The sequence below is a fragment of the Eggerthella sinensis genome (genome assembly GCF_003339815.1).
GTDB lineage: Bacteria > Actinomycetota > Coriobacteriia > Coriobacteriales > Eggerthellaceae > Eggerthella > Eggerthella sinensis.
The window spans coordinates 1-18,068 of the sequence record NZ_PPTT01000026.1 but is presented as its reverse complement, the minus strand read 5'-3'; the positions used below and the strand labels follow the sequence as shown (position 1 = coordinate 18,068).

Here is an 18,068-nt window from a genome sequence, read left to right as displayed (position 1 = left end):
CTCACGCCCCTTTCACGATGTTGACGAAGTTGCGCAGCAGCTGCGCGCCGGCGTCCGAGCTCTTCTCGGGATGGAACTGCACGCCGAACGCCATCTCGCCGTACTGCACGGCGCTCGGGAACGTCACGCTGTGCGTCGTCTCGCCGATGGCGAACGGGCCTTCCGGCGCGATGAAGCCGTGCGTGAAGTAGAAGAACTCCCCCGGCGCGATCCCCGCGAAGAGAGGGCTGGCGAACGCGTCCGCGCCGCCCGCTGGCTCGACGGTGTTCCACCCCACGTGCGGCACCTTGTAGGCGCGACCTGCGGCGTCGATTTTCGGCATGGCGCCCACCACGCCCGGCAGCACGGCCAGGCCGCGCGCGTTGTGGGTGGAGGCCTCGTCGTCCTCGTCGGGCGCGCCTTCGACGCCCTCCTCGAACAGCAGGTGCATGCCGAGGCAGATGCCGAGGAACGGCACGCCCGCGGCAATGCGCTCGCGGACGACGGCGGTCTGCCCGAGCGCTTCCATGGTGCGCGCGGCATCGGCGAATGCGCCCACGCCCGGCAGCACGACGGCGTCGGCACGGGCGATGAGCGCCGCATCGTCGGTGATGCGCGCCTCCCCGCCCGCCGCGGCGATGCCGCGCTCGACGCTTTTCAGGTTCCCCTTGTGGTAATCGACGACGACGATCATAGGGCGCCCTTCGTGGTGGGCAGGGCGTTTCCGATGCGCGGGTCGCTCTCGACGGCCTGGCGCAGGGCGCGGGCCGCGGCCTTGAACGACGCCTCCACGATATGGTGCGCGTTCTCGCCGGCGAGGCTGCGCACGTGCAGGGTGAGGCCCGCGTTCGCGGCGAAGGCGATGAAGAACTCCTTGGCAAGCGAGGCGTCGAACGAGCCCAGCATGACGCACGGCACGTCCACGGCCCAGTGCAGCTGGCCGCGTCCCGAGATGTCCACAGCCGCCATCACGAGGGCCTCGTCCATGGGCAGCGCGAGCGAGCCGAACCGCGCGATGCCGCGCTTGTTGCCGAGCGCCTGGGCCACGGCCTGCCCGAGCACGATGCCGGTGTCCTCCACCGTGTGGTGCGCGTCCACCTCGATGTCGCCCCGCGCGCGCACGGTGAGGTCGATGAGGCTGTGGCGTCCGAACGCACACAGCATGTGGTCGAAGAACGGCACGCCCGTCTCGACGTCGGTCGCGCCCGTGCCGTCGAGGTTCACGACGATGCGGATGTCCGTCTCGTTCGTGGTGCGGGCGACCTCGGCCGTGCGATGCAGCTTCTCCATGGCTTCCTACTTCCTTCCCATCACCACGTCGCGCAGCGCGCGCAACAGGGCGTCGTTCTCCTCCGGCGAGCCTACGGTCACGCGCAGGCAGTTCTCCAAGTACGGGGCCTTCGAGAAATCGCGCACGAGCACGCCGCGCTCGTAGAGCTTTTCCCAGGCCGCGCCCGCGTTGTCCATACGCAGCAGCACGTAATTCGCATCCGACGGGAACGGCTTCACGCCGGGGATCATCTTGAGGCCCTCGATGAGGCGGGAGCGCTCCTCGATGATGGCCAGGATGCCGCGCTCGAACTTCGCGCGGTTCGCGTACACCACGCGCGCCACCGCCTGCGAGATGGCGTCCACCGAGTACGGCTGGCGCACCTTGACGAACTCGCGGATGACGTCGGCGTCGCCCAGGATGTAGCCCATGCGCACGCCAGCCAGGGAAAACGCCTTCGAGAACGTGCGCAGGATGACGAGGTTCTTGTGCTGCGCCAGGTACGGGCGCATCGTGAGGCGCGAGAACTCGAAGTACGCCTCGTCCACCATGACGAGGGCGTCGGTGGCGTCGAGCAGTTTGAGGATGAACGTCTCGCTGGCCAGCTCGCCCGTGGGGTTGTTCGGGCTCGTCACCACGAGGTAGTCGATGCCGCCCTCGGCCACGCGCGCGAGCACGGCCTCCTCGTCGATGGAGAAGTCGGCGCGGCGCGGCACGTCCACCACCGTCGTGCCCGTGAGGCGCGCGTTGGCGTCGTACACCGAGAACGTGGGCGGCAGGTTCAGGAACGTGCGCCCCGGCCCGCCCCAGGCCAGCGCCATGTTGAACAGCAGCTCGTCGCCGCCGTTGCCCACGAGCACCTGCTCGCGGTCGAGGCCGTTCGCCTCGGCGATCATGTCGCGCAGGTCGTTGGCCAGCGGGTCGGGGTAGCGGTTGAGCGGCAGGCGTTTCACCTCGCGCATGATGTCGCGGCGGATCTCGTCGTCCACGTCGTGCGGGTTCTCGTTGGCCGACAGCACCGCGTCGGCGGGCAGGTACTTCGGGTCGTAGGGCATCACGCCCGCAAGCTGGGGGGCAGCCGTGCACACGCTACGCATCGGCGTTCCCGCTTCCCGCGCGGCCCGCGCCGTCGCCGCCCTCTCTCCCGCCGGCTTCCATCCCGTACACGTTCCCCGTCGCAAGCAGGTTCTTGCGCATCTCCACGCTCATGGCGTGCGCCCACAAGCCCTCGTGCCGCGCGATGGTCATCACCATGTCGGCATCGCGGACGAGCGCCTGCGACGAATACTGGATGACGCTCGACTTCTTCACGAACTCGTCCACCGACAACGGCGAGGCGTAGCGCGCCGTGCCGCCCGTGGGCAGCGTGTGGTTCGGACCGGCGGCGTAGTCGCCCACGGCCTCGGGCGTCCAGGCTCCCAGGAAGATGGCGCCCGCGTTGCGGATGGCGCCCAAGAGGTCGAAGGCGTGGTCGACGTGCAGCTCGAGGTGTTCGGGCGCGATGACGTTCACGGCCTCGATGGCTTGCGGCATGCTGTCGCACACGACGATGAGGCCCTGGTCGGCCAGCGACGCCGCCGTGATCTCGGCACGCGTGGACGTCTGCAGGTGGCGCTCCACCATGCGCTCCACCTCGTCGGCGTATTCCGCGTCGAATGTGACCAGGTAGCAGGCGGCCAGCGGGTCGTGCTCGGCCTGCGCCATGAGGTCGATGGCCACGAGCGCCGGGTCGGCCGTGGAATCGGCCACGACGCACACCTCGGAGGGGCCGGCGATCATGTCGATGCCCACGTCGCCCGACACCACCTTCTTCGCGGCGGCCACGTAGGCGTTGCCGGGGCCGGTGATCTTGGCGACGGGCGCGATGGACTCGGTGCCGTACGCGAGCGCGGCGATGGCCTGCGCGCCGCCCACGGCGTAGATCTCGGTGACGCCCGAGATGCGGCACGCCTCGAGAATGGCGGGGTCGAGCGTGCCGTCGGCCGTGGGAGGGGTCACGCACACGATGCGCTTCACGCCCGCCACGGCGGCGGGCAGGGCGTTCATCAGCACCGACGACGGGTACAGCGCGCGCCCGCCCGGCACGTAGATGCCCACGGACTCGAGCGGCTCCACCTTCGAGCCCACGAGCGCGCCGTCCTCGCGCACGGTGAACCAGCTCTGCTGCTTCTGGCGCTCGTGGAAGTCGCGGATCTGCACGGCGGCCTGGCGCAACGCGGCGGCCGTCTTGTCGTTCACGTTCACGATGGCCTCGGCGATGGCGGCCTGGCTCACGCGGAAGTCCTCCACGCGCACGCCGTCGAACTGCTCGGTGTAGGCGCGCAGGGCCTCGTCGCCGCGCTCGCGCACGCCCTCGACGATGGCCGTGGCCGCCGTGAGCGCGGCCGCGTTGAACGCGCCGGTGCGCTTGAGGTGGGAGTTGGTGAACTGCTCGCCGGGTTTGAGGATGATACGGCGCATGGGCTACTCCTTTTCCTTGCCAGCCTGCGGCGCGGGTTCTTCCGCGGCGCGCTGCAGCTTGTTCGCTAATTGTACGATACGCGGATCGGTGCGAAACGCGCAGGTGTTCGAGAAGAAGCGCGCGGTCGATGAAAGGACCTCGTCGACCACCACGAGGTCGTTCTCCTTGAGCGTGGTGCCGGTGGCCGTGATGTCCACGATGCGCTCGGCCATGCCCGTGAGCGGCGCCAGCTCGATGTTGCCGTGCAGCTTCACGATTTCCACCTGCGTGCCCGTCTTCGCGTAATGGGCGCGCGTGATGTTGGGGTACTTCGTGGCGATGCGCAGCGAGCCGAGGCGGCGGTAGTGCTCCTCGGCCACCTCGGCGGCGCCGGCGGGCTCGGCCACCACGAAGCGGCACGCGCCGTAGCCGAGGTCCACGAGCTCCACCACGTCGGACTGCGCCTCGAGCAGCGAGTCCTTACCGCAGATGCCGCAGTCGGCCGCCCCGAGCGACACGAACGCCGGCGCGTCGGTGGGACGCACGATGACGTACTCCACGCCGGGATTGCGGATGATGAGCTGCCGGCCCGGGTCGTCGAGGCCGGCGACGTCGAGGCCGGCGGCTCCGAGCGCGGCCACGGTGTCGGCGTTGAGCGACCCCTTCGGCACCGCGATGCGCAGCGGGCGCACGGGTTCGCCGGCGGCATCGCGCGCCGCCCGGTCGGCGGCCGCGGCGGCGGCCATGGCCTGTTCGAGAGAGAACGCGAAGCCGGCGGCGGGGCGGCTCTCGCCGTAGGAGCCGATCATGTTGTCGTATCGGCCGCCGCTGCCGAGCGGCGTGCCCAGATCGGGCGCATACGCCTCGAACACGATGCCCGTGTAGTAGTCGAACGAGCTCATCACCGAGAAGTCCACGAGGATGCGGTCGGCCAGGCCGGCTTCGGCCAGAAGGTCGCAGGTGCGGGCGAAGTCGTCCAGCCCGTCGACGCAGCCGAGCGGCGCCACGAGCGCGCGCACCTCGTCCACGGCTTCGCGCCCGCCGCGGATGCGCGGCAGCGCGCGGATGGCCGTGGCGAACACGGGCGGCACGGGACCGTCCTCGTCGGTGAGGCGGTCCACCTCGACGAAGTTCGACGCATGGAACGCGGCTAGCACCTGCTCGGTCCACGAGGCGGGCGCGCCGCTTGCCACGAGCAGCGCGCGCAGCACGCCCACCGTGGCGAGGGCCAGCTTGCAGCCGCGCGCGCCCGCAAGCTCGAGCGCCTCCACCATGAGCTCCACCACCTCGGCGTCGGCCTGGGGGCCGGCCTCGCCGATGCACTCCACGCCGATCTGCGTCATCTCGCGCGCCTGCGCCTGCATGCGGCCCTCGGCCTCGCGGAACACGCGCTGCATGTAGCGGAAGCGGAACGGTCCCGGCTGCCCCGCCAGGCGCGTCGCGCACATGCGCGCCACCTGCAGCGTCACGTCGGGGCGCATGGCCAGCAAATCGCCGCTCGCGTCGAAGAACTTGAAGGGCGAGCCGGGCATGCGGCCGCCCGCGCGCATGACGTCCATGACTTCGAGCGTGGGCGTCTCGATGGGCAGGTAGCCGCGCGCGGCGAAGCACGCTTGCACGTCGCGGGCGATGCGCTCGCGCGTGCACGCCTCGTCGGACAGCACGTCTCTGAACCCTGCCGGTGTCACGTAGTCCATGGTCCTCTTCCTTCGTCGGTCGTCGCTTTGCGGTTGATTCGTTTCGTCACTTTACCACAGTAGAGTAGTAAAGCAAGCGGATTCAGGCAACTGCTACATTTTACGCCACGAAGGCGGTTGAAGCGCGCCGAACGCGCGGCGACGTTTCCGGAAGGTCGTTTCGCGCGCGCCGGGGCCGGGGGACGCGGGCGCGCCGCGCGCAGGCGTATGGCGGGCCCGCCGTCGCGCGCGAGCGCGCGAGTGTTTCACGTGAAACATTTGTACGTGCACCGCAAAAGCGCCCTGTATGGCACGATTTTTCGCGATTGCGGGATTTCGGACGCGATTTCGCCTCGTTTCGGCCCCCTCCGCGCACGAGAGCGCAAGAAACCCCAGGTCGCGATTTCTCGACGACCGATTCGCGCTCGTATTCCATCGCAATCGCGAAAAATCGTGCCACGTACGGCCCTTCCGCGCGCCCGCACCCCGTCCCACACAAAAAAGCCGGCGCGAACGCCGGCTTGTGCGGGGTGCCTAGAACAGCGAGAATTGCTGCGGCTCGAAATCGTAGGCGCAGACCACCTCGCCCGGCAAAAGCTCGATCTCGTGCGATTCCCATTCCTTGACGGACACGACGTAGTTCGTCCCGCCCTGCTCGAACACGAGCGCGCCGCCCACCATGCCCACGCAGCGGCCGCCGCACTCCCCCGCATGGCCCTCGGGCACCTGCAGGTCGTGGCAGTCGGGCGACGGGCCGCCGAAGTAGAACGGCGAGAGGTCCTGCGCGGGCTCGGCCGCCTCGAGGCCGAAGCGCTCCACCGTCGCGTCGAGCACCTGCTTCGCCTCCGCGAAGTCGTAGCGCGCGTTCACGAGCAGGTCCACCTTCTTCGAAGCGCGCATGGTTTCCAGGATGCCGGGCTGCGCGCACAGCGCCGCCTCGAGCTCGCGCGCCTCGTCGGCGCATCCGAACCGCCCGACGATGCGGGCCGCTCGCGCGCCCTGCTCGAGCAAGCGCTCGATGCCGCGCGTCTCCGACGAGATGCCGCACTTCACATGCTGCGGCGAGAAATACGCCAGGTAGGTGAAGTGCGGGGTGAGGTTGTAGGCGCGCTGCTGTGCCGAGATGAAGTCGGCGTAGTAGAACGAGGGGTTGAAACCGGTGGCTTCCTGGCACGCCGGGCACATCGTGTCCTTCGCGTCGGGCAGCAGCTCCACGTTGAGGGGGCACACGGTTTTCTCGTGCGACTCCAGGTCGAAGCGGCCGACGCAGCGGCGGGTGGGACGGCGCCTGAGCGAGAACGTCTCGCCGCGCACGAAAAAGCGCTGCTGCGTTTCGCGCTCCACGTCGTTGATCAGCAGATAGGGGCCGGATTCGGCGAAGCCGTGGCCCGCCAGCACCATCGTGGTGCCCTGAGCGAACTTGGTCATATCGTTATCCTTGTGCAACTCGTACCGAATACATCACTGTTTTCCGTCGCGAATGATAGCGCACAAGGGGCATTCAACGTGCGCCCTCGCGGTAAATGGCGAAAAAATCGCATAGAAGCGCGCCGCCGCCGAGCAGCCCCCGCACGCGCGCGCCGCCCACCCGGTCGCGCTCCCCGCCCCTCCGATTTCGCAGCGAGCGAGGCCGTTCTCGAAGCGGGCGCACACGGCGCGATAGAACGATCCATACTATGACTGACGTGCGCTTACCAGGAAACGGCCCGAGGAGAAACGAGGCACCCATGTCCCTGCCACCCCTACCCCGCTCAACCCGCATCGCCGCGGCACTCGCCGCCCTTGCGCTTGCCGCCTCCTGCATGCTGCCCCTCGCCGCCTTCGCCGCCGAGGCCGAATCCGAAGCCCAAGCCCCAGCCGAGGACGACGCGCCCGTCCTTCCGCAGATCGTCGGCTCCTTCGACAAGGAACGCTACGAACCCGGCGAGCAGGCCGTCGTCACGCTGTCGGTTGCGAACGGCACGCCCATCACCTGGAACGATGTGCGCCTCGAAGCGCAGCTTCCCGCGGGCGTGCGCCTGGCCGACCAGGGCGGCGCCGTCGCGCGCGACGCCGAAACGCTGGCCCCCGGCGAGACGCTCGAGCTGCAGCTGGCCGTGCTGCTCGATTCCTCCGCGCTCAAGCGCCTGGCTCCCACGGGCGACGACGGGCTGGGCGGCATCGCGCTGGCCTGCGTGGCCGCGGCCGGGTTCGTCGCGCTTGCCGCGGCCACGTTCTCGCGCTCGGGCCCGCGCAGCCGCAAGGCGCGCAAGGGCATGAGCGTGCTCATGAGCGTCGTGCTGGTTGCAGGCCTCGCGCCCCTGCTGCCGAGCGTCGCCCATGCCGACGAAGCCGGCGAGGCGGGCGCCTCCGCAACTTCGTTCGCCCTCGAGGGCAGCGCCGCCTGCGAGCAGCTGGGCATCGTCGTGCCCGCCACGCTCACCGTGGGCTCGACCGACCAGGCGGCCGGCCTCGTCCGCGCCGCCGTCGCCGTCGCCGACGGCGCGGCCGTCTCGGCGAACGCGCGCTTCGCGCGCATCGACCTCGTGTCGGACACGCCCTTCGCCGCGAACCTGTCGGCCGAGAACATCGTGCTCGGCGGCGACTTCGCGGGCCTCGATGTGGCGTCGGTCGAACGCACGGGGGACACGACGGCCTCCGTGCGCATCGACAGCCCCGGGGCGCCCGGCAACCGCGGCGTCGTGCTGTTCAAGGCGGGCTCTTTCTCCAACCCGGCCGCGACGGGCGAAGCGACCGTGGCCGTCGAAGAGGCCCGCATCGCGTTCGACGTCCGCTCCGATTCGTGCGCCTACGACGGCGCAGGCACGTTCGCCCTTCCCGTCTCGCTCGAGAACGCCCGCTTCGCCGCCGGCGCGACGGCCGCGCAGTTCGCCTTCGCCGACCCCTCCCTCGTCGCCTCGTCGTTCGCCGTCGACCCCGACGACGACGCCCGGGGCGTGCTCGAAGTGACGGCGAACGCCGCGACGCCGCTCGAGCAGTTCAAGGCGCTGGCCGCCGCGCTCGACGCCGCCGATCAGCTCGTCGTCGACCCTGCCGCGCTCGTCGGGGAGGCGCCCTGCGCCATCGACCACCCCGCCTACGACGACGGCGACGAAACCACAAACGACACCATCACCACCGCCGAAGCCGCGGCCGCCGTGCCCTACGGCGTGGTGAAGGCGACGCGCACCGACAAGAACGAGGACGGCTCCCTCACCGTGTCCAACACGGTGGCCTTCGGCGCGCTCGACGGCACGGTGAGCATCGCCGACGCGAGCCAGATCACGCTGCCGGGCCAGGAGAACGCGACCGGCGTCGACGGAGGCCTGCTGGAGAACAGCCTGGTGACGCTCGGCGAGGTGCGCCCCGACGGCTTCGACTTCACGTTCACCATCGACGCTGCCACCGTGAGCAGCTGGTACGACGCCTACCAGGCAAGCGGCCTCACGCCCGACGAGGCCGACGCGCAGTTTCTCGACGAGATGACGTTGCTCATGCGCGGCCACGAGGTGGACCTGGCCGACGGCGCCGTGCTCAACAAGCTGGGCATCCCCCAGGGCGCCTGCGCCGTCAACCTGTCCGACGAGGCGCTCGTCGAAGCCGTCGAGGGCACCGCGCTTTTCGACGCCAAGGACGACATGAACACCGCCAAGGAGGTGTTCGAAATCCTGTCGAAGCTCGTCTCGGCCATCGGGTACTTCTGCTCCACCAACACCGCCGACATCGCGCAGGGCGTCTCGCAGCTCCTCGGCATCATCGCGATGTTCCTCAGCACGGGCCCCGATTACACCGTCAAGGACGTGCTCGACGAGCTGCAGCAGATGAAGGGCCAGCTCACCCGCATGGAAACGAGTGTCGACAACCTGTCCATCCAGCTGCGCGCCATCGACAAGCGCGGCGGCTTCGAGTCCGACTGGTACGAGGTGAAGTGGCTCATGGACCACCTGAACAGCTACGGCACCCTGTACACGTCCACCCTCGGCTCCCTGAGCGAGGAGCAGCTGGCCAACGGCGGCACCGAGGTTGCATCCTTCGCCGACCTCACGCCGGAGAACCAGGCGGAGTTCACGCGCTTCGCGAAGGCCGTCGACGCGAAGAACAACCTGCTCAAAACGTCCGTCTACGCCGACACCACCAACCTGGGCAGCCTCATCCTGGGAACGGGCACCAAGAACGTGGTGCAGGACTACTACAACTGGATCGAGACGTACTACAACTGGGACCCCGAAACCTTCGAGATCAAGGACGTGTACCTCGGCATGATGATCACCTCGTACTTGTACGGCTACACGTCGTCCATGGCGTACCTGTCCACCATGGAAGGCACGGGCACCCCCGAAGAGCAGCTTGCGGCCACCCTGTCGAAGCAGGAGCTCGAGCAGCAGGCCGACCAGGTGATCAAGAAGCTGGCCGGCACCGTGCAGCTCGACCCGGCCACGAACAGCCCCGTCATCGCCGAGAAGTCCGCGCTGCGCACGGCCACCGAGCCGCTCGGCACGACGCAGGTGCGCTGCCTCGTCAACGACCGCGTCTACGACGAGAGCAGCTCCCTCACCGGCCTCTTGCAGCGCAACCTCTACGAAGGCTGCCGCTTCTCGAAGAGCTACGAGCGCGACGACGTGCACCTGTACTCGTTCAACGGCTCGCTCAATCTGGCGCAGTGGCAGCAGATGGCCGCGAACCTGCCGCAGGTGCGCGGCGTGAAGGGCTACGAAGAGGTCAAAACCGTCTACGACGAGCTGGTGAAACTAGGCATCCATCTGGACTACCCGAGCGCAGTCTCCACCGTGGGCGACGACACGCGCGGCATCAAGAACGCCTACGAGGTGTGGCACTACGACAACGTGTCGCCCACCAAGGTGGTCGTCAGCGACGCGAGCTACGCCAAAACCACCGATCAGCCCTCGGTGCGCCACGTGCGCACCGTCACCGTCGACGTGTTCGACGTCAAGACGAACCAGGTGTCGCGCGGCGTCACGGCCGGGCGCCACGAGGGCGTGTACTGGGTCGGCCGCGGGTGGGGCTACCTCAACGACCTCTACCCCTGGCGCGTCTCGTAGGCCGCCGGGCCATCGCCCGACCCCGCACCGCAAAGGGCCCGCCCGGTTCAACCGGGCGGGCCCTTTCAACAGTGCGACGAGAACAGCACGATAGGATGCGTCGAGCCTAGATCGCTCCAGTGCTCTGCAGGGTCATGACGGCTTGCGACATGGTCACCGAGAAGTACACGAAAAGCGCGATGAGCACCGTGACGATGATCTTGATCGCGATGTGCCAATTGCTCTTCCAGCACAGCACGATGCCCACCGGCCAGAAGATGACCAGGAAAAACACGATCCAGAACGTCTGCCGATGCCACGGCTTCGCGTTCGGCTCCTCGATGAGGTCGTCCGCGTTCTGGCGCAGGTCGCGCCGTTGCCAGTCGCCCGCGCGACGGTTGTCGTCAGCCATGCCGCTTCCTTTCCTTCGGCCCCGCCAACGCGGGGCCCTTGATCATTGCGTGCGCGTCGCCCGCGGGCGCGTCAGTTCAATCCGACGAACTCAGGGTCGAGCGCTTCGTCCAGGTACTCCTGCACGGGCGGCTTGCCGTAGTCCTGCACTTCCGACACGTGCCAGCAGTCGGTCTTCGGCAGACCGGGGATGTTGTCGGCCACGAACACCGGGTCGAGGCCCTGCTTGCGCTGCTTCGTGTAGTCGTCGAGCGCGGCAAGCGCCCACTTGCCCAGCAGCAGGATGGCGATGAGGTTCACGAGCGCCATGAGGCCCATGAAGATGTCGGCGAGGTTCCACGCCAAGTCGAAGCTGTTCACCGCGCCGTAGAACACGATGCACAGGCACACCACGCGGAACACGAACAGCAGCGCCTTGCTGTCGCCCTTGATGAAGCGCAGGTTGCTCTCGGCGTAGAAGTAGTTGCCGATGAGGCTGGAGAACGCGAAGGCGAAGATGGCGAACGTGATGAAGTGGATGCCCACCTCGCCCACCGCGTTGTTCACCGCCATCTGCACGAGCGGCATGCCGTTGAGCGCGGCGGCCGCCGCGGGGTCCTGCACGTAGAACACGAGCACCATCATGGCCGAGCACGTGCAGATGAGCAGCGTGTCGATGTACACCGAGAGGCTCTGCACGAGGCCCTGCTTGCACGGATGCGACACCGAAGCCGTGGCGGCCGCGTTCGGCGCCGAGCCCATGCCGGCCTCGTTGGAGTACAGGCCGCGCTTGATGCCCAGCATGACCACCGAGCCGGCGAACCCGCCGAAGATGGCCTGGAGGTCGAACGCAGAGGCGAACACCATGCCGAACACGTCCGGCAGGTACGTGATGTTGGCGACGGTGGTCCACACCGCGATGGCGATGTAGCCGATGGCCATGATGGGCACGATGATGGAGGTGATGACGCTGATGCGCTTCGCGCCGCCGAAGATGACGAACGCCGTCATGACCGCCAGCACGATGCCGCAGGCGATGGCCGCGCCGTTCGTGGCGTAGTCGGGGATGTAGTACTCGAGCGCCGAGGTGGCGTTGAAGGCCTGCAGGCCGTTGAAGCCGAAGGCGAAGCACAGGATGAGCAGCACCGCGAACAGGATGCCCAGCCAGCGCTTGCCGAGGGCCTTCTCGATGTAGTACGCAGGGCCGCCGCGGAACTCGCCCTCTTTGCCGCGCACCTTCCAAATCTGCGCGAGCGTCGACTCGATGAACGCCGAAGCGGCGCCCACGATGGCCATGAGCCACATCCAGAACACCGCGCCCGGGCCGCCCGTGGCGATGGCCGTGGCCACACCCGCGATGTTGCCCGTGCCCACGCGGCTTGCGGTGGACACCATGAGCGCTTGGAACGACGAGATGGAGCGCTCGCCCTGCACGTGCTTCTTCTCCGTCAGCTGCGTGAACATGTCCTTGATGAAGCGCAGCTGCACGCCCTTCGTGCGGATGGTGAAGTACACGCCCACGAACACGAGCAGGATGAGCAGGATGTACGTGTACAGAAACCCGCTGAACTCACCGGTGACGCCGATGAGCAGTTCGTTGAAGTCCATATGGCCCCCTTCTTGCAGTCGATCGCCCCGCCGCGCATGACGCGCGACGAGGCGAGATTGTTACCCGAGCTTCTTGGCAAGCAGCTCGTTGATGACTTTCGGATTGCCCTGGCCGCGCATCTCCTTCATAACCTGGCCGACGAAGAACCCGATGAGGCCCGTCTTGCCGCCCTGGTACTGCGCCACCTTGTCGGGATTGGCGGCCAGCACCGCGTCGATGACGGCCTCGATGGCGCCCGTGTCGGACACCTGCTTCATGCCGCGCTCCTCCACGATGGCGGCCGGGTCCTTGTCCTCGTCGAGCACGGCCGCGAACACCTCTTTGGCCTGCTTGGACGAGATGACGTCCTCGGTGGTGAGCTTCACGAGCGCGAGGGCGCGCGCCGGCGTGAGCGGCGTCTCGTCCAGCTCGACGCCCTCGTGGGCGTTCAGGTAGGCGGTCACGTCGTTGATGACGAGGTTCGCCACCGGCTTCGCCAGCTTCGCCGCGTCGTCGCCGGCCAGCTCCATGCACGCCTCGAAGAAGTTCGCCGTCGCGCGATGCTCGATGAGATGGCGCGCGTCGTAGGCCGACAGGCTGAACGCGGACGAGAAGCGGGCCGCCTTCTGGTCGGGCAGCTCGGGCAGCTTGGCGCGCACGTTGTCGATCCACTCGTCGGTGAGGTCGTAGGGCGCGAGGTCCGGATCGGGGAACAGGCGGTAATCGTCGGCCGTCTCCTTCACGCGCATGACGATGGTGCGCTTGGCCGACGGGTCCCAGTGGCGCGTCTCCTGGAAGATCTGGCCGCCCTCTTCGAGCACCTCGGCCTGACGGCAGATCTCGTAGGCCAGGCCGTCGTGCAGGTTCTTGAAGCTGTTCATGTTCTTGAGCTCGGTCTTCACGCCCAGCTTGGTGTCGCCGCGGCGGCGCAGGCTCACGTTGCCGTCGCAGCGCATGCTGCCCTCTTCCATCGAGCAGTCGGAGATGCCCAGCGACAGGTAGATCTGGCGCAGCTTCTGCATGAACAGGCGCGCCTCCTCGGGCGTGCGCAAGTCAGGCTCGGTGACGAGCTCGGTGAGGGGCGTGCCGGCGCGGTTGTAGTCCACGAGCGAGTGCGTGGCGCCGGCGATGCGGCCCTCGCCGCCGCCGATGTGCACCATCTTGCCCGCGTCCTCCTCCATGTGGATGCGCGTGATGCCCACGTGCGCGGTGTAGCCGTCCTCGATGCGCGTCACGTTGCCGCGGCTCTCCCCCGCTGCGAGGTTGGCCACGTCGATGCGCTCCTTCGCCGCGGCGCCGTCCACCTCGAGGTCGAGGTGGCCGCGCATGCAGAACGCGACGGGGCCCTGCGTGGTCTGGTAGTTCTTCGACATGTCGGGGTACATGTAGGTTTTGCGGTAGAACATCGAGTGCTTCTCGATATCGCAGTTCGTGGCCAGGCCCGCCAGCACGATGGACTCGATGGCGGCCTTGTTCGGCACGGGCAGCGCGCCCGGGAGGCCCAGGCACACGGGGCACGTGTGCGTGTTGGGCTCGGCGCCGAACTCGAGCTTGCAGCCGCAGAACATCTTCGTGTCGAGCGTGGTGAGCTCGGCATGGATCTCGAGGCCGATGACGGCCTCCCAGTCCTCGAGCACCTCTTCAAGCTTGCGCATGGCTTATGCACCTGCCTTTCCGTCAACGAGCACGCCCGGCAGATCGACGCCCGGCACGGCGTCGGCGGCGTCGGGCAGCGTGGTGGGTGCGCCGAGCGGCGCGGCGGCGTCGGGCGCGAAACCCGGGGCCACGGGGGCCGGGCCGTACACCGTTTCAAGCGCGGCGGCCACGCGCAGCATGTTCTCGTCCTTGAACTGCGGCGAGACGAGCTGCACGCCCACGGGAAGCCCCGTGTCGGCGCCGAGGCCCACCGGCAGGCTCATGCCGCCGTTGCCCGCGATGTTGATGGAGATGGTGAACATGTCCGACAGGTACATGTCGGTGGGGTCGGACACTTCGCCGAACGTGAACGCCGTGCGCGGCGATACGGGCGCGAGGATGCAGTCCACCTGCTCGTAGGCGCGCTCGTAGTCCTGCGTGATGAGCGTGCGCACCTGCTGCGCGGGATAGTAATAGGTTTCGTACACGCCGGCGGACAAGAGGTAGCTGCCCAGCATGATGCGGCGGCGCGCCTCGGGGCCGAAGCCCTTCGCGCGGCTGGCCTCGTACTGGCCGTTGAGGTCGGCGTGGCCCGGATCGCGGTAGCCGTAGCGCACCGAGTCGAAGCGGGCGAGGTTGCTGAACGCCTCGCAGGGACCCAGCACGTAGTAGGCGCTCATGGCGGCCTGCGCGTTGGGCAGGTCCACCTCCACGATCTCGGCGCCGAGCGCGCGCAGGTGCTCGGCGGCTTCCTCCACCTTGGCCTTGACCTCGGCGGTGAGGCCCTGGGCGTCCATGAACGCGGGCACGATGCCGATGCGCATGCCCTCGACTCCCTGCGCGAGATTCGCCGTGAAGTCGATGGCGAGCGCCTGGCTCGTGCAGTCGAGCGCGTCGCGGCCGGCGATGGCGTTGAGCGCGTAGGCCGCGTCCTCCACCGAGCGCGTGAAAGGGCCCACTTGGTCGAGCGAGCTGCCGAACGCCACCACGCCGTAGCGCGAGACCACGCCGTAGGTGGGCTTGACGGCCACGGTGCCGCAGAAGCTGCCGGGCTGGCGGATGGAGCCGCCCGTGTCGCTGCCCAGCGTGATGGTGGCCAGGCCCGCGCCCACGGCCGCCGCGCTGCCGCCCGACGAGCCGCCGGGCACACGCGTGAGGTCCCACGGGTTCTTGCTCGGGCCGAACGCGCTCGTCTCCGTGGAGGAGCCGAACGCGAACTCGTCCATGTTGAGCTTGCCGAGCGGGATGGCGCCGGCGGCCAGCGTGCGCGCGACGCACGTGGCCGTGTAGGGCGACACGTAGTTGGCGAGCATGGTGGACGAGCACGTGGTGTGCGTGCCGGTCAGGTTCATGTTGTCCTTGAACGCCACGGGCACGCCGGCCAGCGGGCCGCACGCGTCGAGCGTGCCGGCCGCCACCGCGGCGTCGAGGGCCGCGGCCTGCTCGAGGGCCAGCTGCTCGGTGGTTTCGAGGTAGGCGTGCGTGGCGCCGTCGAGGGCGCGGATGCGCGCGAGCGACGCCTCGGCGACCTCGCGGGCGCTGAACTGCTTGGCGGCGAGGCCTTCGCGCACCTCGCGCACGCTCATCGCGGGGAAAGCGCGCTCGGTTGCGGCGCTCATCAGCGATCGCCCCCTTCGCCCAGGATCGACGGGATGAGGAAGCAGCCGTCCTGCTGCTTCGGCGCGTTCTCGAGCGCCGTCTCCTGGGAGAAGCACGGCTCTTCCACGTCGTCGCGCATGACGTTCGACAGGCCGCCGATGGGGTGGAACGTGGGCTCCACGCCGTCGAGGTCGTATTCGGTGATGGGCTTCAAGCTGTCGATGATGGCGTTGAGGTTCGCGGTCATCTCCGCGACCTCGACATCGGGCAGCCCGATGCGCGCGTATTCCGCAATGCCGCGGACGTCGCGCTCGGTGAGATGCTGGGTCATAGGGCTTGCTCTTTCCTTCTCTCGTTTTCACGCTTCCGCTTCACGGGAACGCCCGGAAACCGAAGGTGGCACAGGTGAAAACATAACGCCGTCCATAATAGCAGACTCGTCCTGCCGGTTCCGTTTCTCCTGGCACTTTTCGAGCGCCGTTCGCTTCCCAACATTCTTCAAAATACCCGTTGACGCCTTATACTATGTGTCATATAGTATAAGGCGAAAGGAGGTATGCGATGGATGCTCAACTGAAACGAGGGTTCCTCGACGTCTGCGTGCTCGCATCGATCAATCAGAAGGACTCGTACGGCTACCAGATTGTCAAGGACGTGCCCGAGAGCCTGCATTTGACGGAATCGACGCTGTATCCCCTGCTCAAACGATTGGAAACGGCAGGGATGCTCACGGTGTACACCATCGAGCACAACGGGCGCTTGCGCAAGTACTATCGCATCACGCCCGCCGGGGTCACGTACCTCGACGTGTTTTTGAACGAATGGGACGACGTCATGGACGTCTACGACTATGTGAAACGAGGTGCCAACCGATGAACAAGACCGAGTTCTTAACGGCGCTGCGGCGCGCACTCGGCAAGCTGCCGTCATACGAGGTCGAGCAATCGATCGCCTTCTACGCCGAGATGATCGACGATCGCATCGAGGACGGGATGACCGAGCAGCAGGCGGTTGCCGCGCTCGGGCCGGTGGGCGTCATCGCCGCCCAGATCATCGCCGAAACGCCGCCCATCCCGAAGGCCATCGCGAAGGCGAACACCGGCAGCCGCACCCTCAACATCGTGCTGCTGGCCGTGTTCTCCCCCATCTGGGTGCCGCTCGCATTCGCATTTGCGGCGGCGGTATTGAGCATCTACCTGGCCATCTGGGCAGTCATCGTGTCGCTGTGGGCCGCCGTGGTCACGCTCGTGCTGTGCGCCCCCATCGGCCTGTTCGGCCTGGCCTGGTGCACGGCCACGGGCTACCCCCTGTCGGGCGTGTGGATGCTCGGCTGCGGGCTGGCGGGCGCGGGCCTGGGACTGTTCTCCTGGTTCGGCGTGCTGGCCGCAAGCAAGGGCCTCGTGAAGCTCACGCACACGTTCGCTCGCTGGGTGAAAAGCCTGTTCGTCAAGCTGCAGCATCCCGAGCCTGCTGCGTACGTCCCGGAAGGAGCAGCTCATGTCTAGCGGCAAGCGGGTAGTGCTCATCATCGCCACCATCCTGGTCATCGGAGGGTCCGCCATCTCCTTCGGCGCCTTCGCGGCGGCTGGGTTCAACTTCCAGAACCTCTCGACCGAGGCGCGCAACTGGGCGCCCGTCACGAAAACCTTCGAGCCCGAGGCCGACGCCGCCCATACCGCGATCATCGTGAACGACGGCGGCGAGAACGTGCGCATCGAAGCCTCCGACGGCGACGCCATCGAGGTGACGTACTGGACGAACGACAACAAGACGTTCGATATCGCCGACAACGGCGGCGTGCTCTCCATCGAGGGCTCGCGCGAACCGATGATCGGCGTCATGATGATCGGGTCGCTCGAAGACCATACGACCGTGGTGAAAGTGCCGCGCAGCTACGCGGGCTCGCTCGAGGTGGGCGTTTCGAGCGGCAACATCGCCATCAACAACCTGGGAACCCTCACCTCCGTGAAGGCAACCACCGCAAGCGGCTACATCGACGTCGCCCGCTTCGAGGCCGACTCCCTGGTGATGCAGGTGACGAGCGGCAACGTGCAGGCGTCGAACATCAAGGCCACGTACGTGGACGCCGCCGCCATGAGCGGCAGCGTGAACCTCGACGACGTCGAGGCGGATGAAACCGTGAAGCTTGACACCACGAGCGGCAACCAGCGCATGCGCGGCGTGAGCGCCCTCAGCATCGACGCGCACATCGCCAGCGGCAACATCGATGCGAACGGCATCGCGGCCGATTACGTCAAGCTCGACGCGACGAGCGGCAACCTGACCGGCTCCTTCACCGGTGCCGATACCGACTACGTCATCGAAGCCTCGGCCACGAGCGGCAACGTGAGCGCCCCGGCCGGCAACGCAACCGCCACGAAGCACGTGATAGCCCACTCCATGAGCGGCAACGTCACGCTCTCGTTCGCCAGCGGCGGCCCCAACATCACGAGCGGCTCCGACGCCCCGGAAG

15 protein-coding genes are annotated in these 18,068 nt (G+C 67.8%); 4 read left to right on the top strand and 11 right to left on the bottom strand.

Annotated elements, in window-relative coordinates:
• Nucleotide 1: 1 nt before the first annotated feature.
• From hisH to C1876_RS13270, 6 genes are all read right to left on the bottom strand, one after another.
• Entirely contained in the window at nt 2-673 is a 672-nt protein-coding gene (hisH, locus tag C1876_RS13295; RefSeq protein WP_114547211.1) for an imidazole glycerol phosphate synthase subunit HisH, read from the bottom strand.
• Nucleotides 670-1,269, bottom strand: a complete 600-nt coding sequence (hisB, locus tag C1876_RS13290) for an imidazoleglycerol-phosphate dehydratase HisB (RefSeq protein WP_114547210.1) — start codon at nt 1,267-1,269, stop codon at nt 670-672. Before hisB ends, hisH begins: the two co-directional genes overlap by 4 nt.
• A 6-nt stretch (nt 1,270-1,275) precedes the next feature.
• On the bottom strand, nt 1,276-2,346 hold the full coding sequence (hisC, locus tag C1876_RS13285) for a histidinol-phosphate transaminase (protein WP_114547209.1): 1,071 nt from the start codon (nt 2,344-2,346) through the stop codon (nt 1,276-1,278).
• A complete protein-coding gene (gene hisD, locus C1876_RS13280; RefSeq protein ID WP_114547208.1) occupies nt 2,339-3,709 on the bottom strand; it encodes a histidinol dehydrogenase in 1,371 nt (456 codons plus the stop codon). Before hisD ends, hisC begins: the two co-directional genes overlap by 8 nt.
• 3 nt (nt 3,710-3,712) lie before the next feature.
• Complete coding sequence (hisZ, locus tag C1876_RS13275) at nt 3,713-5,386, bottom strand: ATP phosphoribosyltransferase regulatory subunit (protein WP_114547207.1); 1,674 nt, start codon at nt 5,384-5,386, stop codon at nt 3,713-3,715.
• 513 nt (nt 5,387-5,899) lie between these two features.
• Complete coding sequence (locus C1876_RS13270) at nt 5,900-6,793, bottom strand: DUF2797 domain-containing protein (RefSeq protein ID WP_114547206.1); 894 nt, start codon at nt 6,791-6,793, stop codon at nt 5,900-5,902.
• 299 nt (nt 6,794-7,092) lie between these two features.
• Here C1876_RS13270 and C1876_RS18150 point away from each other — a divergent pair, with 299 nt between their 5' ends.
• Entirely contained in the window at nt 7,093-10,404 is a 3,312-nt protein-coding gene (locus C1876_RS18150; protein WP_114547205.1) for a hypothetical protein, read from the top strand.
• A 106-nt stretch (nt 10,405-10,510) separates the two neighbouring features.
• On the opposite strand, the gene C1876_RS13260 is transcribed toward C1876_RS18150, so the two are convergent.
• The 5 genes from C1876_RS13260 to gatC form a co-directional block, all read right to left on the bottom strand.
• The gene (locus C1876_RS13260; RefSeq protein ID WP_114547204.1) at nt 10,511-10,795 is read right to left on the bottom strand and encodes a holotricin-3; all 285 of its coding nucleotides are present in this window, start codon (nt 10,793-10,795) and stop codon (nt 10,511-10,513) included.
• A 71-nt stretch (nt 10,796-10,866) separates the two neighbouring features.
• A complete protein-coding gene (locus C1876_RS13255; RefSeq protein WP_114547203.1) occupies nt 10,867-12,381 on the bottom strand; it encodes an alanine/glycine:cation symporter family protein in 1,515 nt (504 codons plus the stop codon).
• 60 nt (nt 12,382-12,441) lie between these two features.
• Nucleotides 12,442-14,016, bottom strand: a complete 1,575-nt coding sequence (gene gatB / locus C1876_RS13250) for an Asp-tRNA(Asn)/Glu-tRNA(Gln) amidotransferase subunit GatB (protein WP_114547202.1) — start codon at nt 14,014-14,016, stop codon at nt 12,442-12,444.
• A 3-nt stretch (nt 14,017-14,019) separates the two neighbouring features.
• On the bottom strand, nt 14,020-15,615 hold the full coding sequence (gene gatA / locus C1876_RS13245; RefSeq protein WP_114547201.1) for an Asp-tRNA(Asn)/Glu-tRNA(Gln) amidotransferase subunit GatA: 1,596 nt from the start codon (nt 15,613-15,615) through the stop codon (nt 14,020-14,022).
• Complete coding sequence (gene gatC / locus C1876_RS13240) at nt 15,615-15,926, bottom strand: Asp-tRNA(Asn)/Glu-tRNA(Gln) amidotransferase subunit GatC (protein WP_114547200.1); 312 nt, start codon at nt 15,924-15,926, stop codon at nt 15,615-15,617. The genes gatA and gatC overlap by 1 nt, the downstream gene beginning before the upstream one ends.
• Before the next feature lie 230 nt (nt 15,927-16,156).
• Here gatC and C1876_RS13235 point away from each other — a divergent pair, with 230 nt between their 5' ends.
• From C1876_RS13235 to C1876_RS13225, 3 genes are all read left to right on the top strand, one after another.
• On the top strand, nt 16,157-16,471 hold the full coding sequence (locus tag C1876_RS13235) for a PadR family transcriptional regulator (RefSeq protein ID WP_114547199.1): 315 nt from the start codon (nt 16,157-16,159) through the stop codon (nt 16,469-16,471).
• Nucleotides 16,468-17,100 carry a DUF1700 domain-containing protein gene (locus C1876_RS13230; RefSeq protein WP_114547198.1) on the top strand — a complete coding sequence of 211 codons (633 nt, stop codon included), beginning with the start codon at nt 16,468-16,470 and terminating at the stop codon, nt 17,098-17,100. Before C1876_RS13235 ends, C1876_RS13230 begins: the two co-directional genes overlap by 4 nt.
• Nucleotides 17,093-18,068 (top strand): DUF4097 family beta strand repeat-containing protein (locus C1876_RS13225; protein ID WP_148707950.1); only part of this gene is annotated, 976 nt, incomplete at its 3' end. The genes C1876_RS13230 and C1876_RS13225, both read left to right, overlap by 8 nt.